We start from the raw sequence: 16,816 nt of genomic DNA on the forward strand, positions 1-16,816 counted from the left end.
GTGATCATCGGTTCACCGCCATCCGAGGGGATGGCGCCCGCCGCCGTGACGTGCGCAGAATCGCCCGATGGAACCCGTCACGCTCACCACCGACCGTCTGCTGCTGCGCACCGTCGGCCCGCAGGACACCGACACCGTGTACCGGATCTGCCAGGACCCGGACATCCAGCGGTGGACCACGATCCCTTCGCCGTACCTCCCCGAGCACGCGCGCGGTTTCACGGAGCAGATCGCCCCGGACGGCTGGGCGAACGGCACGATGTTCACCTTCGGTGTCTTCCTGCCCGCCGGGGAGCTGACGGGCATGCTCGGCATCACCATGCGGTCGTTCGCGACGGGCGAGGTCGGCTTCTGGAGCGCCAAGGAGCACCGCGGCAACGGCTACATCACCGAGGCCACCGTGGCGGCGTGCCGCTGGGCCTTCACCCGGATGTCCATCGACCGCATGGAATGGCGCGCCGAGGTCGGCAACACGGCCTCCCGGGCGGTCGCCGAGCGGGCCGGCTTCACGATCGAGGGCGTGCTGCGCTCCTCGCTCGTCAACAAGGGGGTGCTGCGGGACGGCTGGGTGGGCTCCCTGCTCCCGTCCGACCTGGGCCTTCCGTCCACCATGCCGTACGTGCCCGCCCACGGCTGACATCCGTGCCGTGCGGGACGCCCGCGGTTGTCAGTGGGGCCCTCTAGGGTGCGGACCTATGACGACCCTGCCGCGTCCGACCACGGAACTCTCGGCCGACGAGGCCCGCCGCATCGCCCTGCGGGCCCAGGGACTCCTCGGCGCCCCCGACCGCCGCGCCGGTGTGCGAGGCGTCCTGCGCCACCTGGGCGCGGTGCAGCTCGACACGATCTCCGTCCTCGCCCGCTCGCACGAGCTGATCCCGTACGCCCGTCTCGGCGCGGTGGGCCGCCGCACGGTGGAGGAGGCGTACTGGAAGCAGGGCGACCAGCCTGCGCACACGTTCGAGTACTGGTCGCACGCCGCGTGCATCCTCCCCGTCGAGGAGTGGCCGCACTTCGCCTTCCGCCGCCGCGCCTACCGCGCCCGCCCGCACTGGAACCACGAGCTGCCCGACGGCGTGTACGACCGGGTCGTCAAGCAGTTGCGCACCGGAGGGCCGCTGACCGCGACCGAGCTGGGCGGCGCGAAGCGCACCAGCGAGTGGTGGGACTGGTCCGGCACCAAGGTCGCCGTGGAGCGCGCCCTGATGTACGGCGAGGTGGTGTGCGTGGAGCGGCGCGGCTGGAAGCGGGTCTACGACCTCGCCGAGCGGGCCGTGCCGGCCGCGCTGCTGGCCGAGGAGCCTTCGGACGAGGAGTGCCTGCGCCGCCTGGTGGGACTGGCCGGGCGTGCGCTGGGCGTGGGCACCCGCGCGGACATCGCGGACTACCACCGGCTGAAGGGCGAGCAGGTCGAGGCGGTGATCGCCGACTCGGGTCTTGTGCCCGTGACGGTCGAGGGCTGGTCCAAGCCGGCCTGGGCGGACCCGGAGGCCCTGGCCACGCCACCGCGCGGCCGGCACCGCACGACGCTGTTGTCCCCCTTCGACTCCCTGATCTGGGAGCGGGCGCGCACGGAGCGGATCTTCGGCTTCACCCACCGCCTGGAGGCCTACGTCCCCAGGCCCAAGCGCGTCCACGGCTACTTCGCGATGCCGGTGCTGGCGGGCGGACGGCTGGTGGGCCGCGTGGATCCGGCGCGGGAGGGCCGCACGCTGGTCGCCAGGCAGGTCACGCTGGACGGCCGTAAGGCGGTGCCGCAGGTGGCGCAGGCGCTGGTGGAGGCGGCGGGCTGGGTGGGCTGCACGGACGTGCGCGTGGAGCGGGTGGACGCGCCGGAACTGCGCGAGCCGCTCTCGGCGGAGCTGGCCCGGCTGCTCGTCTGAGCCAGCGGATCGCGGGTCGGCGGGTCAGCGGATCGGCGAACCGCGGATTCGGCGGGTCAGCGGATCTCGAGGATCTTCTCCCGCATCGCGTAGACCACGGCCTCCATCCGGGAGTGCAGCTGGAGCTTCTCCAGGATGTTGCGCACGTGGTTCTTCACGGTGTTCTCGGAGATGAACAGCTCCTTGGCGATGTCCCGGTTGTTCATCCCCGTGGCGACGAGTTTGAGGACCTCCAGCTCGCGGTCCGTCAGCCGGGGCGCGGGGACGAGCCGGCGCTCGTCGGTGCGCTGGATCATCGACTTGAACTCGGTGAGCAGCTTGGACGCCATGGAGGGGCTGATCTGCGACTGCCCGTCGGCTACGGCGCGGATGGCGGTGGCGACCTCGTCGGTGGAGATCTCCTTGAGCAGGTAGCCGGTGGCGCCCGCCTTGATGGCGTCGTAGAGGTCGGCCTCCTCGTCGCTGATCGTCAACATGATGATCTTGGCACTGGGGGCGACCTCCTTGATGGAGGTGCAGGCCTCGATGCCGCCCCGCTTGGGCATCCGCACGTCCATCAGGATGATGTCGGGCAGCAGGTCGGCGGCCTTCTCCACGGCCTCGGAGCCGTCGCCGGCCTCGCCGACGACCTGGATGTCCTCCTCGGCGGCCAGCACGATCTCCAGACCGCGGCGGAACAGCGCGTGGTCGTCCACCACAAGGACTCTGATCGGCTCCTTGCGCGGAGTGTCCGCGTCCGGGCCCATGCCGACGACGCCGTCGTCGGCATCCTCGTCCCGCATCGGTCCGAAGCTGTCCGCCATCACGTTCCTCCCCCTGAAGGCTGTGGCCTGTGGTCCTGACCATCGCCAACCCAAGGCAACGGCCCACCGGTTGGGCCGCTGCCGCCATGATTCCATGCCGCACCGTCACCGGGGTGCCGGTGTGCACGCCGGGCGGTGGCACGCCGGTGCCCCTGGGGGCGCACACGCGCACCAGGGGCACCGGCTGTGCTGTCGCCCGGCGGGTCAGCCGCCGAGGGTTCCGCCCGCCTCGGGGGAGTGGTTCTCGGTGACCATCGTGTCGGTCCTGAGGTGGATCACGCCGTAGTCGTAGGCGTGGCGCCGGTAGACGACGCTGGGCTCCTTGGTCTCGGAGTCGACGAAGAGGTAGAAGTCGTGCCCGACCAACTCCATCTCGTAGAGCGCCTGGTCGAGGGTCATGGGGGCGGCCACGTGGGTCTTCTCGCGGACGACCAGCGGCCCGTCGCCCTGGACCTCCAGGGAACCGATCTTCTTGGTGGGGACCGCCTGCTCCTCTTCCCGCGCGGTGCTCGCGCCGGTCCCGTTGAGGGTGGCCACGCCGGGCACGTGGTCGGGGACCTCGGCGGCGGGGATCCTGCGCGCGCCCCGCCGTGAGAAACGCTTGTCGTGCTGCTTGCGCAGCCGGGCGTCGAGCTTCTCCGCTGCCAGGTCGAGCGCCGCATACGGGTCGCTCGCCGCCGCCTCCGCCCGGATCACCGGGCCGCGGGAGCGGAGCGTGATCTCCACCCGGTCGCAGCGGTCGGCCTGTCGGGGGTTGGGCTCCTTGGACACCTCGACGTCGAGGCTCATCACCTTGCCATCGAGCTTCTGGATCTTCTCCAGGTTCAGCTTCTCGGCCACGTGCTTCCGGAACCGCTCGGGCACCTCGGTCTTGCGGCCCTTGACGACGATGTCCACGCAGAACTCCGTTCCCGGATCACTCCGCTTCGCTGCGGATGTGTCTCCCTTTTGCACCAGGCTCCGGTGTCGTCCGGAGCCTCGGACTCGGTGACGTCCACCTCCTCCCCCGGCGCGAGATCTCCAGTCCACCGGTGCGGGTGAAGTGGAAAAGACCCGCACCACCGCATTCCGATCAGAAGGGTGTGGCCTGCGGCTTTCCCTCACAACCGAACATATCTCGCGCGGACGGATGGCGTCACCCTCTACCGCGACGTACCTCCATTCAGGGGAATTAACCCTCTGATTACCTGCAACGACGTAAGTTCTCAGTCAGTTTCGGTGTATTCCGAACGCATCCGGCGACGCCGCCACGACGGCCGCGCACACCACGCCGGGCGCTCCGCCGACGCGCTTCCCGCCCGCCTCCTTCACCGTCCGGCCGGGCTGCCGGTCCGTTCCGCTCCACGCCGACGGCGGTGTCCTCCGTTGTTCTGACCCTTCCCATGTCTCACCCAGGTACACGAACGCGGGCCGCGAATTGCTCGATGCTCCCCGGCCCTTTCCGGCCGGTTCCGTTTCCGGGCCGGGCGGCCCTTGTACGGCCCTGACCGCGCGCGCCGCCTCGGCGAGGGTCGCCCCGGTCGTGATCAGGTCGTCGACCAGCACGACCCGGCCCCGGTGCAGCAGCCGGGCGCAGCCGGGCAACACCCCGAGAGCGCCGGCGACGTTGGCCAGCCGCTGCCTCGGGCCGAGCTCCGACTGGTCGGCCACCGGGCGCCGTTGCCGCAGCGCGGCGAGTACTGCGGCGGGTACCCCCGAGCGCCGCAGCTCACCCGCCGCCGCGTACGCGATCCGCCGCGCCGGGTCGTGCCCGCGCGCTCTCACGGCCCGCCGCGCGGACGGCACGGGGACGAGCAGTACGGGGGCGCATGTCGCCGTGCCCGTGCCGTCCCGGCTGCCGGGCCGCGCGCGCGCCGCCGGAGCCTCCAGTCCCGCCCGTACCGCGCCCGCGAGGGCCTCGCCCAGGGGCCGGGCGAGAGACAGGGCGCCCCGCTCCTTGTGCGCGAGCAGCGCGGCGCGCACCTCGTCGGCGTAGGGGGCGGCCGCGTGCACGGGCGGCAGTCCGGAGGGCTCGGGCGCCGGCCGCACCCGGCGCGGCGTCCTGCCGCTCAGCGCCGCACGGCACCGGTCGCAGAGCACGGCGCGAGGCCTGCCGCATCCGCCGCACTCGGCTGGAAGCACCAGGTCGGTGAGGTCCGTCCACCAGCTCCGCATGGGCTCACTGTGCCAACGCTCCGGTCACCCGGCCACCCCTGTGGACAACCGTGTGACCAGCGCCGGAACCGCTCGAACACCGAAGCGAGATCCGCGAACCGGCCGACCCGGGCCCGGTCGGCTTGGACCCGCTCAGCCCGAACCCGGCCGGCTTGAGCCCGGCCGGCTTGAGCCCGGCCGGCTTGAACCCGGCCGGCTTGAGCCCGGTCAGCCCGGACCCGCTCGGCCCGGCCCCCAGTCGCCCGACCCCGCTCAGCCCGGCCCGCTCAGCCCGGGACCCGGACGCCCCGACTCCGCTCAGCCCGAACCCGATCAGCCCGGATAGACCGGCGCCTTCCCCTCCGTAACCTCCGCCACCTTCTGCCACTGCGCTCCCGACGGCAGCCGCACGATGCCGTCCACCGAGTACGCGACCAGCGGCGCGTTCTCGTCCCCGGCGGCGGTCAGCGCCTTCACGCCGGTCAGCGCGGCGGGCGGCGGCACGTCCGGGGTGGAGCCGTCGACCTCGACGTACTTCATCTGCTCCACTCCCTCGTGCTCGCGTCCGACGACCACGAGCCGGCTGTCCCCGGCCCACGACATGGCGGTGACCTGCTCCAGCTCGGGGGTGGCCGAGCGCAGCTCCACCACGGTGACCGTGGGGTGCTCACCCGAACCGGCCTCGTCCGGGCCACTGCGCTCGATCCGTCCGATGAGCAGCGACCGCTGGTCGCCGTTCTCGACGACGAGGGCGATCCGCACCCCGTCGGCGGCCACCCGGACCGCCTGGATCCGGCCCTCGAGGCCCGGCGTGCGCACCTGGAGCGGCTGGCCCGCGCCCTCCTCCAGCAGGTAGAGGCCGGGGCGGGCGGGGTTGCGGTCGGCGATCCACAGGCCGCCCTGGGCGTCCCAGCTCGGCGGGGTCAGCCGGTCCTGCTCGGTCTTGCCCTGGCTGCGCAGCACCGGCTCGCCGAGGGTGGCGCCCTGCGCCAGCGCGGAGACGAACAGGTCCTGGCCGTTCAGGCCGACACCGGCCGCGGTGCGCTCGTCCCGCGCGACCGCCACCGACCGCAGGCGCTGCTCGCCCTGTCCGAGCGCGCCGGGCGCCGGTTCGGGGTCGGGGCTGCGGCTGCCGGCCGTGACCCGGACGAGCTTGTCCTTCCCGTCGAGGTAGTACAGGTGGTCGGACTGGTTGAGCGCGCCCCTGGTGGCCACGGTCTCGGCGCCGTCCTGGGTGAGCGAGCACAGCTGCCCGCCGTCGGCCCGCAGTTCGACCTCCTCGACCGCGGGGCTGAGGTCGCGCAGCGTGAACAGCAGCTGGGCGGCCATCTCCTCGCAGCGGCCGGTGCCGATGTCGGACGCCCGGTCGTTGAGCGGCACGGTGAGCTTGCCCCGGTCGTCCGGGGTGAGCGGCCCCGTGCCCTTGCGCAGCCGGGTGCCGGTCGGGACGCTCGACCGGACGACGGGGTCGAGCCAGTTCGTCGGGCCGGAGAGCAGTGAGCGCACCATCCGCGTCGTGGGGTCGACGTGCCGGCGCACGTACACGGGGTCGGCGACGGCCATCGGCAGCGACGACCCGTTCACGTCCACGTTCGCGGCGAAGTAGTACTTGTTGAAGGACGTGTAGTTGCGCTGGAAGTCCGACTTGCCCATGACGACGCCCTGCGGCACGGCATCGATCCGCCACTGGCCGCTCTTGTCGTCCTTCACCAGTCGCACCAGCTCGCTGTAGTGGCCGGAGGAGGGCGCGTACGCCTGCTGCGCGTCCACGGTGGCGAACTTGGTGCCGGTCAGCGTGTACGTGAGGGCGGTGCTGTCCTCGCGGGGCTCCCGGTCGGCGCGGGCGCCGGGCCCGTCGGACAGCACGGTGGTCGACTGCTCCGGCCGCCAGTACTTGGACGCCTCGGGGGTCAGGTACTGGCGCGCGGTCTTGTAGTCGGCGTCGTCGCTGGTCAGCGCCTCGAGGAAGCCCTGGACGATCTGGGTGGGGGTGGCGTCGTCGCTCGGCGGCATGGCGTACACCCGCACCTGCGAGTCCTGGCGGGGTGTGGACTCCACCCCGCGCAGGTCGCCGCTGTCCGGCATCGAGGCGCACCCGGCCAGCAGGACCGCCCCGCAGGCCGCGTACACCGCCGCCCTGGCCGGTGTCCCCCGTCCGCGCCTCACACGCTCACCGCCCACGCGTCGCCTCCCCGTCCTTCTCCGCACCGCGCGGTGCGCCGTCCCCGCCCCCGCCTCCGGACGTCGGCCGGTCCGGGCCGCCCGGGGCCTCGTCCGTCCCGCCGTTCACGCCGGGCGCCGTGCCCGGTGTCATCCGCGTGCTGCCCGAGCGGGCCACCACGCGCGCGCCGTTGCCGGGCAGCGCGGTGGGGTCGGCCGTGGGCGCCGAGGCGCCGGGCCTGCGGCCCAGCGGGTCGCGGGCGGACTGCGCCGGGTCGTCGGCGCCCGGCCGGCCCACCGGCACCGTGGCGCGCTTCTCGCCGTCGCCGCCGCGCTGCAGTCCCGCGTCGTCGAGGCCGCGGTTGCGCCGCGAGTCCTTCGGTTCCAGGGGTATCGGGGATCCGCGCAGCGGCTCGTCCGCCGTCCTGGGCAGCGTCAGCCGGAACTGCGAGCCGCCGCCCGGCTCACCCCACGCCTGGAGCCAGCCGCCGTGCAGCCGGGCGTCCTCCAGGGCGATGGAGAGCCCGAGGCCCGTGCCGCCCGTGGTGCGGGCGCGGGCCGGGTCGGCGCGCCAGAAGCGGCTGAACACGCGCGTGGCCTCGCCGGGTTTGAGCCCGACGCCGTAGTCGCGCACGGCGACCGCCACGGCGCCTCCCGCAGCCGCCAGCTTGACGACGACGTCCTTGCCCTCGCCGTGCTCGACGGCGTTGACGACGAGGTTGCGCAGCACCCGTTCCACGCGCCGGGCGTCGGCCTCGGCGACCACGGGCTGCTGGTCGCCGACGACCTTGATGGCGGTGCCCTTGCGCTCGGCGAGCGGCTCCGCGCCGCTGACCACGCGCCGCACCACCTCGCGCAGGTCGATCGGCTCCGCCTCCAGGGCTGCCGCGCCCGCGTCGAAGCGGCTGATCTCCAGCAGGTCGGCGAGCAGCGACTCGAACCGGTCGAGTTGGTCGGCGAGCAGTTCGGCGGACCGCGCGGTCACGGGGTCGAAGTCCTCGCGTGCCTCGTGGATCACGTCGGCGGCCATCCGCACGGTGGTCAGCGGGGTGCGCAGTTCGTGCGACACGTCCGACACGAACCGGCGCTGCATCCGCGACAGGTCCTCGAGCTGGCTGATCTTGAGCTGGAGGTTCTGCGCCATCTTGTTGAAGGCCTCACCGAGGCGGGCGATGTCGTCCTCGCCGGTGACCTTCATGCGTTCCTGGAGCCGCCCGGCGGACAGCCGTTCGGCGATCCCGGCGGCCATCCGGACCGGCGTGACCACCTGCCGCACCACGAGCCAGGCGATCGCCCCGAGCAGCACGACCACGAACAGCCCGGCGGTCGCCAGGGTGCCCTTGACCAGGCTCAGCGACTTCTCCTCCTGGGTGAGCGGGAAGAGGTAGTACAGCTGGTACGGGTCGCCGTTGGGGTCGTTGACCTGCTTGCCGATGACGAGGGCCGGCTGGGACTCCTTGTCCTTCTCGGCGTAGACGATGCGCGTGTAGCTCTGCGCGGCCCCGGTGGCGGTGTCGATGCGCTCGCGCAGCGCCGCGGGGACGCTGGCGGCCGGGTTGAGCCCGCCCGAGGCGCGCGGTCCGCGCCCGCTGCCGCTGTCGCCGCCGGAGGGCAGGGTCACCACGTCGAAGGCGCCCTGGCCGCCGCTGGACAGCGAGGCGACGAGGTCGCTCATCCACTGGATGACGCTCTGCGAGGGGCGGCCGTCGGGTGCGGGACCCTCCTCGTCGGTGACGCTCCCGGCCTGCTCGGCCTGCTGCTTGGCCACGGCGAAACCGCCCGTGGCCTGACTCTGCGACGCCTTCACCTTGGCGTCGAGCAGGCCGTTGCGCACCTGGCCGATGACGACGAAACCGAGAAGCAGCACGACGCCCAGCGACATCAGCAGCGTCGTGACGACGACCTTGAGCTGGATGTTGCGCCGCCACAGCCGCATGACGGGCAGCAGCGGGCGCCGCACCCAGCGCATGACCAGGCGGACGACCGGGCTGCCCTGGACCCCGCCCTGAAGCAGATCGCCGTCGAAGAGGTGGCGCCACCGGGAAGCTGCCGTCCCCCGGCCGACAGGCCGCCCCGGACGGCCCCCGGACCGGCCGGGCGCCGAAGCGGCACTGTCACCGGACATGTCAGCTGGGTCCTGCCTTGTATCCGACACCACGGACCGTCACCACGATCTCGGGCTTCTCCGGGTCCTTCTCGACCTTGGAGCGCAGCCGCTGCACGTGCACGTTCACCAGGCGGGTGTCCGCCGCGTGGCGGTAGCCCCAGACCTGCTCCAGCAGCACCTCACGCGTGAACACCTGCCACGGCTTGCGCGCGAGGGCGACCAGCAGGTCGAACTCCAGCGGCGTCAGGGCGATGGACTGCCCGTCCCGCTTCACGGAGTGCCCGGCCACGTCGATCACCAGGTCGCCGATGGCGAGCTGCTCCGGCGCCGGCTCCTCGGACCTGCGCAACCGCGCACGGATCCGGGCGACCAGCTCCTTCGGCTTGAACGGCTTGACGATGTAGTCGTCGGCCCCGGACTCCAGGCCCACCACCACGTCGACGGTGTCGCTCTTCGCCGTGAGCATCACGATCGGCACCCCGGACTCCGCCCTGATCAGGCGGCAGACCTCGATGCCGTCACGGCCGGGGAGCATCAGGTCCAGCAGGACCAGATCCGGCTTCGTCTCACGGAAGGCGGCCAGCGCCTTGTCGCCGTCGGCTACGAAAGACGGCTCAAAACCTTCACCGCGCAGCACGATGCCGAGCATCTCGGCCAGTGCGCTGTCGTCGTCGACGACAAGGACTCGTCCCTTCATAAACGACATCATCCCATTAGCTAATCGTTACCTGGCGTGACCTGGCACACAGGGCGGCCAGAGCCTCGGTGGTCACGGGCGAAACGACGCCCTCTTCGGTGACGACGGCCGTCACCAGCTCCGGCGGTGTCACGTCGAACGCCGGGTTGTACGCGGTCGTCCCCAAGGGGGCCACCGGAATTCCGCCTCCCGCCTCCGCTCCGGCCACCGGCACCTGCGGCGCCGTGATCTCTGTCACCTCATGGCCGGGACGCTGTTCCACCTCGATGGACGCCCCGTCCGGCGTCGAGGGATCCACCGTCGTCACCGGAGCGACCACGATGAACGGCACATGGTGGTACCGCGCGAGCACCGCGAGCGGATAGCTCCCCACCTTGTTCGCCACCGAACCGTCGGCCGCGATGCGGTCCGCGCCGATCAGCACCGCGTCCACCTCACCCGCCGCGAACAGCGAACCCGCCGCGTTGTCGGTGAGCAGGGTGTACGCCATGCCACTGCGGGCCGCCTCGTACGCCGTCAGGCGAGCACCTTGCAGCAACGGACGCGTTTCGTCCACCCACAGGCGCCGCAGCTGTCCCGCCCGGTGCGCCGCGAGCGCCACCGCGAACGCCGTCCCTTCGCCGCCCGACACCAGCGAACCGCTGTTGCAGTGGGTGAGGATCCGGTGCCCGCCGCCGGGCATCAGCTCGTCGAGGAGCGCCAGCCCGTGCTCCGCCATCCTCGCACTGGCCTGGGCGTCCTCCTGGTGCAGCTGCCGCGCGGCGGCCAGCGCCGCCCCGGCCGCCTGCCGCGGCTCGCCGCCGCCGTCCACCACCGCCCGGTACGCGGAGTGCGCCCGCCGCACCCCGACCGCCAGGTTCACCGCCGTGGGCCGGGCGCTCTCCAGGGCTGCCGCCGCGTCGTCCACGTCGTAGCCCCGCACGGCCGCGAGCGCGACACCGTACGCGCCCGCGATGCCCAGCAGGGGGGCGCCGCGCACGGCGAGCGAACGGATCGCCTCCACCAGTGCGGGCGCGTCCGTGCAGACCAGCTCGACCTCCTCGGCCGGTAGCCGCGTCTGGTCGAGCAGGACCAGCACCGGGCCTTCGGGAGGCTCCTCCCAGCGCAGTGCCGGCATCCAGGTCGGCCGCTTGTTGTCGCCGCTGTGCGCGTACTGATCAGCCATGCCGCCAGTCTGCCCCCTGTCACGCGGACAATAGAAGGCGAACGGCCCCGACCTCGGCCGGTCCACCGGGAAGCACCGCATGGCACGATGGCTGCCCGAGCCGCCACCGCGACCGCGGCCGGGCACCGTGAAGGAGCGACGATGAACGACACTCCGGGCTGGGCCTCGCCCGGATCCGCCCCGTCCGACGGGCGGGAACCGGACGCGTCCGGGCCCGCCGGGTCCGACGGCCGCCCCGGCCCCGGGCAGTCCGCCGACCGGCCGCGGCAGTCGGGTGACGCCCCGCGGGAGCCGGGCGTGAAGTGGTCCAAGGACCAGCCCCCGGCCGCCCAGTGGTCCGCGCCCACCGGCACCCCCGGTGCGGGCGGCCCCGGCCAGGCGCCACCGCCGCCCCCCGGCCCCGGCTGGGGCGCCCCGCCGCCCGGCGGACCCGGCGGCCAGGCCCCCTGGGGCAGCGGCTGGGGAGGGCCCCCGCCCGCGGCGAAGCCCGGCGTCATCCCGCTGCGCCCCCTCGGCGTCGGCGAGCTCCTCGACGGCGCCGTGTCGACCATGCGCACCTACTGGCGCACGGTCCTCGGCATCTCCCTGACCCTCGCCGTCCTCACCGAGATCGCCGCGGTCCTGCTGCAGGGCTTCGTCCTCGACGACGCCAACACCGAGGTGCTCGACGACCCGAGCGCCACCCTCGGCGAACTCACCGAGGTCATGGGCGACCTGCTGCTCAGCTCCGCCGCGCTCTACGGCATCACCCTGATCGGCACGGTCGCGGCGACCGCCCTGCTCACCACCGTCACCAGCCGCGCCGTGCTCGGCCGCCCGGTGACCACCGGCGAGGCCTGGCGCGACGCCCGCCCTCAGGTCCTCAAGCTGTTCGGCCTGATCCTGCTGCTGGGGCTCATCGCGGTGGGCATCGCCGCCGTCGGCGCGCTGCCCGGCATCCTCGTCAGCGTCTCCGCCGGCGCCGAGGTCGGCTTCGGACTGACCCTGTTGGGTCTGCTCGCCGCGGCCGTGTTCGCCGCCTGGCTCATGGTCCGCCTCTCCCTGGCCTCCCCCGCGCTGATGCTGGAGAAGCAGGGCATCGTCACCGCGATGCGCCGCTCCGCCCGACTGGTGCGCGGCTCCTGGTGGCGGGTCTTCGGCATCCAGCTGCTGGCCGCGATCATCGCCTACGTCGTCGCGGCGATCATCGTCATCCCGTTCACGTTCCTCGCCGCCGCGTTCAGCGGCGACGGCGTCACCGGCTTCGTGAGCACCGCCGGCGGGGACATCGGCTGGACATTCCTGATCATCAGCGGCATCGGCTCGGTGATCGGCTCCATGATCACGTTCCCGATCACCGCCGGCGTCACCGTGCTCCTCTACATCGACCAGCGCATCCGCCGCGAGGCCCTCGACCTCGAACTGGCGCGCGCTGCGGGCATCCAGGGCCCCGGCGCCACCGGCGGGAGCTGATGCGGTGACCGTCACGGGGGGAGTTCTCCAGGCCGTACCGGCCCTGCCGTCGGCCGCCGACACCGCCGTACGCCTGCTGGCGCGCGGCGACGACGAACCGCCCGTCACCCTCCCGCGCGACCCCGCGCGGGAGGCCGCCCGGCGCGAGCTGTCGAAGCAGATGTACCACGAGAACGACCTCAGCTGGCTCCAGCGGGCACTGGAGGCCTTCTGGGACTGGGTCGACGACCTGCTCGGCGCCGCGTCCACCGCCACACCCGGCGGCGCGCTCGGCCTCGTCGTCATCGTCGTCGCCGCGCTCGCCGTCGCAGCCGCCCTCTGGTGGCGCCTCGGCACCCCGCGCCGCCGCCCGGTGACCGCCCCCGCCCTGTTCGACGACCGCCCCCGCAGCGCCGCCGAACACCGCGCCGCAGCCGAGGCGCACGCAGCCCAGGGCCACTGGAACCAGGCCATCCAGGAACGCATGCGGGCCGTCGTCCGCGCCCTCGAGGAACGCGCCCTCCTCGACCCCCGCCCCGGCCGCACCGCCGACGAGGCCGCCGCCGAGGCCGGCCGCGCCCTGCCCGCCCACAGCGACCGGCTGCGCACCGCCGCCCGCGACTTCGACGACGTCACATACGGCGGCCGGACCGCCTCCGAGGACACGTACCGCGGCCTCGCCGCCCTCGACGGCGACCTGGAGCGCGCCAAGCCCGCCCTCGCGGGCAGCGGCGGCACCCACCCCGACGCCCGCCAGGGAGCCGCCGGATGACGACCGAGGTCACCTCGCCGCCCACCTCCGCGTCTCCCACCGCCCGCCAGGTGTGGACCCGCGGCCGGGGCGTCGCCCTCGCGCTGGTGCTGCTCGTCGTCGCGGCCGTCGCCATCGCCGTCGTCCGCTCCGACGCCCGGCACGGCCGGCTCGACCCGCGCTCCGCCGACCCGCTCGGCAGCCGCGCCGTCGCCGAACTCCTCGCGGACCGGGGCGTCGACACCCGCGTGGTCACCACCCTCGCCGAGGCCGCCGACGCGGCAGGACCCGACACGACCCTGCTGGTCGCCGTGCCGGACCTGCTGACCCCCCGCCAGCAGACACGGCTGCGCACGGCCACCGAGGACTCCGGGGGCCGCACCGTCCTGGTCGCCTCCGGCATCGCCTCCGTGGAGCGTCTCGCCCCCGGCGTCATGGCCGACCCGGCCAACAGCCTCGACTCCACCCTCGAACCGGGCTGCGACCTTCCCGCCGCCGTACGGGCGGGCAGCGCCGACACGGGCGGCATCCGCTACTCCTCCGACCACCCCGACGCCGACGAGTGCTACCGCAGCCACCGCCTGGCCACCCTGCTGCGCGTCCCCGACCCCTCCGGCGCCGGCGACACCGTCCTCCTCGGCGCCCCCGACATCCTCTACAACGACCGCCTGGACGAGCACGGCAACGCGTCGCTGGCGCTCCAGCTCCTCGGCTCCCGCCCCCATCTCGTCTGGTACCTCCCCGCCCCCGGCGACGCCGGCGCCGGGACCGAGGACGAGAAGAGCTTCTTCGACCTCCTCCCCTCCGGCTGGCTCTGGGGCACCCTCCAGCTGTTCGTCGCCGCCGCCCTGGCCGCCCTGTGGCGGGCACGCCGGCTCGGCCCCCTCGTGCCCGAGAAACTCCCCGTGGCGATCCGCGCCTCCGAGACCGTCGAAGGCCGGGCACGTCTCTACCGCAAGGCCGACGCGCGCGACCGCGCCGCCCTCGCCCTGCGCTCCGCCACCCGCATGCGCCTCGCCCCCCTCGTCGGCGTCCCCGGCACCCAGGCGCACTCGCCCGAGGCACTGCTGCCCGCGCTGTCCGCCCGCCTCGACGGCGACGGACCGTCCCCCCACACGCTTCTGTTCGGCCCGCCCCCCGGCGACGACGCGGCTCTGATCCGGCTCGCCGACCAACTCGACGCCCTCGAAAGGCAGGTACGCCGTCCATGATGGACCCGACCACCGACAACGCCGCGCCCACCGGCGACCCGGCCGCCGCCCGGGCCGCCCTCGAGGCCCTGCGCGCGGAGATCGCCAAGGCCGTGGTCGGCCAGGACCCCGCCGTGACCGGCCTCGTCGTCGCCCTGCTCTGCCGCGGCCACGTCCTCCTCGAGGGAGTCCCCGGCGTCGCCAAGACCCTGCTGATCCGCTCCCTCGCCGCCGCGCTCGAACTCGACACGAAACGCGTCCAGTTCACCCCCGACCTGATGCCGAGCGACGTCACCGGCTCCCTGGTCTACGACGCCCGCACCGCCGAGTTCTCCTTCCAGCCCGGCCCGGTCTTCACCAACCTGCTCCTCGCGGACGAGATCAACCGCACGCCCCCGAAGACCCAGTCGTCCTTGCTGGAGGCCATGGAGGAACGCCAGGTCACCGTCGACGGCACCCCGCGCCTCCTCCCCGACCCGTTCCTGGTCGCCGCGACCCAGAACCCCGTCGAGTACGAGGGCACCTACCCCCTGCCCGAGGCACAGCTCGACCGCTTCCTCCTCAAGCTGACGATCCCCCTGCCGTCCCGCCAGGACGAGATCGACGTCCTCACCCGGCACGCCCAGGGCTTCGACCCGCGCGACCTGCGCGCCGCCGGCGTACGCCCCGTCGCGACCGCCGCCGACCTGGAGGCCGCCCGCCGCGCCGTCGCCGCCACCACGGTCTCCCCCGAGATCACCGCGTACGTCGTCGACGTCTGCCGCGCCACCCGCGAGTCGCCGTCCCTCACCCTCGGCGTGTCCCCGCGAGGCGCCACCGCGCTGCTCGCCACCGCCCGCGCCTGGGCCTGGCTGACCGGCCGCGACTACGTCATCCCCGACGACGTGAAGGCCCTCGCCCTGCCCACGCTCCGCCACCGCATACAGCTGCGCCCGGAGGCCGAGATGGAGGGCGTGACGGCCGACTCGGTCATCAACGCGGTCCTCTCCCACGTCCCCGTCCCCCGCTGATGGCTCCCACCGGACGCGCCGCTCTCCTCGCGGCCCTCGGCTCCCTCCCCGTCGGCATCTGGGAACCCGGCTGGACGGGCCTCCTCGCCGTCAACGCACCCCTGGCGGTGGCCTGCGCCTGCGACTACGCCCTGGCCGCCCCGGTCCGCACCCTCGGCCTGACCCGCTCCGGCGACACCTCCGTACGGCTCGGCGAGACCGCGGACGTCACTCTGACCGTCACCAATCCGTCCCGACGCCCGTTGCGAGCCCGTCTCCGCGACGCCTGGCCGCCGAGCAGCTGGACGCCCGGCACGGAGACGGAGGCGTCGCGGCACCGGCTGACGATTCCCCCGGGCGAACGCCGCCGCATGACGACACGCCTGCGCCCGACCCGCCGCGGCGACCGCCAGGCGGACCGCGTCACCGTCCGCTCCTACGGTCCGCTCGGCCTGTTCACCCGCCAGGGCACCCACAAGGTCCCGTGGTCGGTCCGCGTCCTGCCGCCGTTCACCAGCCGCAAGCACCTGCCGTCCAAGCTGGCCCGCCTGCGCGAACTGGACGGCCGCACCAGCGTCCTGACGCGGGGTGAGGGAACGGAGTTCGACAGCCTCCGCGCCTATGTCCCCGGCGACGACACCCGCTCCATCGACTGGCGGGCCACCGCCCGCCAGTCGGAGGTCGCGGTACGCACCTGGCGCCCGGAGCGCGACCGCCACATCCTGCTCGTCCTGGACACCGGCCGCACGTCCGCCGGCCGTGTGGGCGACGCACCGCGCCTGGACGCCTCCATGGACGCGGCCCTGCTCCTCGCCGCCCTGGCCTCCCGCGCCGGTGACCGCGTCGATCTGCTGGCCTACGACCGCCGGGTACGCGCCCTGGTCCAGGGCCGTGCGTCCGGCGACCTCCTGCCGTCGCTGGTGAACGCGATGGCCACGCTGGAACCCGAGCTGGTGGAGACGGACACCCGCGGCCTGACGGGGGCGGCACTCCGAACGGCCCCGCGCCGCTCCCTCATCGTGCTTCTCACGACCCTGGACGCGACACCGGTCGAGGAGGGCCTCATGCCTGTCCTGAGCCGCCTGACACAGCGCCACACGGTCCTGCTGGCCTCGGTGGCCGACCCGCACGTCGCGTCGATGGGTCGGGGCCGGGGGGACGTCGACGCCGTGTACGAGGCCGCGGCGGCCGCACAGGCCCACACGGAACGCGACCGCACAGCCGAACAGCTCCGCCGCCGCGGGGTGACGGTCGTGGACGCGACTCCGGAGAACTTGGCGCCGGCGCTGGCGGATGCGTACCTGGCGTTGAAGTCGGCAGGGCGGCTGTGAGGAAAGGGGCGGTGCGGGGGACGCCGTAAAACGCAGAAAGCCCCCGTGCCGAATGGCACGGGGGCTTTCTGTTCAAGAATTGTTCGGCGGCGTCCTACTCTCCCACAGGGTCCCCCCTGCAGTACCATCGGCGCTGTAAGGCTTAGCTTCCGGGTTCGGAATGTAACCGGGCGTTT

Annotated in this window: 14 protein-coding genes and 1 rRNA gene; 7 read left to right on the forward strand and 8 right to left on the reverse strand. The window is 73.5% G+C overall.

The genetic code is table 11. The features are described from left to right. The first annotated feature begins 67 nt into the window (after positions 1–67). Together ACF1AG_RS05070 and ACF1AG_RS05075 are read left to right on the forward strand one after the other, a co-directional pair. Complete coding sequence (locus ACF1AG_RS05070; RefSeq protein WP_359605162.1) at positions 68–637, forward strand: GNAT family N-acetyltransferase; 570 nt, start codon at positions 68–70, stop codon at positions 635–637. Between the two features lie 58 nt (positions 638–695). After that, positions 696–1,883, forward strand: a complete 1,188-nt coding sequence (locus tag ACF1AG_RS05075) for a DNA glycosylase AlkZ-like family protein (protein WP_359605160.1) — start codon at positions 696–698, stop codon at positions 1,881–1,883. Positions 1,884–1,939: 56 nt separating this feature from the next. On the opposite strand, the gene ACF1AG_RS05080 is transcribed toward ACF1AG_RS05075, so the two are convergent. The 7 genes from ACF1AG_RS05080 to mtnA all read right to left on the reverse strand — a co-directional run bounded on the left by ACF1AG_RS05080 (position 1,940) and on the right by mtnA (position 10,948). After that, entirely contained in the window at positions 1,940–2,686 is a 747-nt protein-coding gene (locus ACF1AG_RS05080) for a response regulator transcription factor (protein ID WP_359605158.1), read from the reverse strand. Positions 2,687–2,890: 204 nt separating this feature from the next. Further along, positions 2,891–3,583 (reverse strand): ribosome hibernation-promoting factor, HPF/YfiA family, encoded by a 693-nt coding sequence (gene hpf, locus ACF1AG_RS05085; protein WP_189905688.1) that lies wholly within the window; start codon positions 3,581–3,583, stop codon positions 2,891–2,893. Between the two features lie 312 nt (positions 3,584–3,895). Continuing rightward, positions 3,896–4,840, reverse strand: coding sequence for a ComF family protein (locus ACF1AG_RS05090; protein WP_391809325.1), 945 nt, complete (start codon positions 4,838–4,840; stop codon positions 3,896–3,898). A gap of 312 nt (positions 4,841–5,152) precedes the next feature. Beyond that, positions 5,153–7,000: an LpqB family beta-propeller domain-containing protein gene (locus ACF1AG_RS05095; protein WP_359605154.1), complete on the reverse strand. Its 1,848-nt coding sequence runs from the start codon at positions 6,998–7,000 to the stop codon at positions 5,153–5,155. Continuing rightward, positions 6,990–9,104, reverse strand: coding sequence for an MtrAB system histidine kinase MtrB (gene mtrB / locus ACF1AG_RS05100; protein ID WP_387794205.1), 2,115 nt, complete (start codon positions 9,102–9,104; stop codon positions 6,990–6,992). Before mtrB ends, ACF1AG_RS05095 begins: the two co-directional genes overlap by 11 nt. 1 nt (position 9,105) lies before the next feature. Further along, on the reverse strand, positions 9,106–9,795 hold the full coding sequence (gene mtrA / locus ACF1AG_RS05105) for a two-component system response regulator MtrA (protein WP_004987303.1): 690 nt from the start codon (positions 9,793–9,795) through the stop codon (positions 9,106–9,108). A 4-nt stretch (positions 9,796–9,799) separates the two neighbouring features. Further along, positions 9,800–10,948 (reverse strand): S-methyl-5-thioribose-1-phosphate isomerase, encoded by a 1,149-nt coding sequence (gene mtnA / locus ACF1AG_RS05110; RefSeq protein ID WP_359605151.1) that lies wholly within the window; start codon positions 10,946–10,948, stop codon positions 9,800–9,802. A 141-nt stretch (positions 10,949–11,089) separates the two neighbouring features. Here mtnA and ACF1AG_RS05115 point away from each other — a divergent pair, with 141 nt between their 5' ends. The 5 genes from ACF1AG_RS05115 to ACF1AG_RS05135 are packed head-to-tail and all read left to right on the forward strand — an operon-like array spanning position 11,090 to position 16,640. After that, a complete protein-coding gene (locus ACF1AG_RS05115) occupies positions 11,090–12,400 on the forward strand; it encodes a hypothetical protein (protein ID WP_359605149.1) in 1,311 nt (436 codons plus the stop codon). A 4-nt stretch (positions 12,401–12,404) separates the two neighbouring features. After that, the gene (locus tag ACF1AG_RS05120; protein WP_359605147.1) at positions 12,405–13,151 is read left to right on the forward strand and encodes a DUF4129 domain-containing protein; all 747 of its coding nucleotides are present in this window, start codon (positions 12,405–12,407) and stop codon (positions 13,149–13,151) included. Next, a complete protein-coding gene (locus ACF1AG_RS05125) occupies positions 13,148–14,341 on the forward strand; it encodes a DUF4350 domain-containing protein (protein WP_359605145.1) in 1,194 nt (397 codons plus the stop codon). The genes ACF1AG_RS05120 and ACF1AG_RS05125 overlap by 4 nt, the downstream gene beginning before the upstream one ends. After that, positions 14,341–15,330, forward strand: a complete 990-nt coding sequence (locus ACF1AG_RS05130; protein ID WP_359605166.1) for a MoxR family ATPase — start codon at positions 14,341–14,343, stop codon at positions 15,328–15,330. Before ACF1AG_RS05125 ends, ACF1AG_RS05130 begins: the two co-directional genes overlap by 1 nt. Continuing rightward, the gene (locus tag ACF1AG_RS05135) at positions 15,330–16,640 is read left to right on the forward strand and encodes a DUF58 domain-containing protein (RefSeq protein WP_359605143.1); all 1,311 of its coding nucleotides are present in this window, start codon (positions 15,330–15,332) and stop codon (positions 16,638–16,640) included. Before ACF1AG_RS05130 ends, ACF1AG_RS05135 begins: the two co-directional genes overlap by 1 nt. A gap of 81 nt (positions 16,641–16,721) precedes the next feature. Here the strand turns inward: ACF1AG_RS05135 and rrf are convergent. Next, positions 16,722–16,816: ribosomal RNA gene (gene rrf / locus ACF1AG_RS05140) — 5S ribosomal RNA — on the reverse strand; the annotation flags it as partial.

It is taken from the genome of Streptomyces sp. NPDC014764, assembly GCF_043082785.1.
GTDB classification, from domain to species: domain Bacteria; phylum Actinomycetota; class Actinomycetes; order Streptomycetales; family Streptomycetaceae; genus Streptomyces; species Streptomyces althioticus.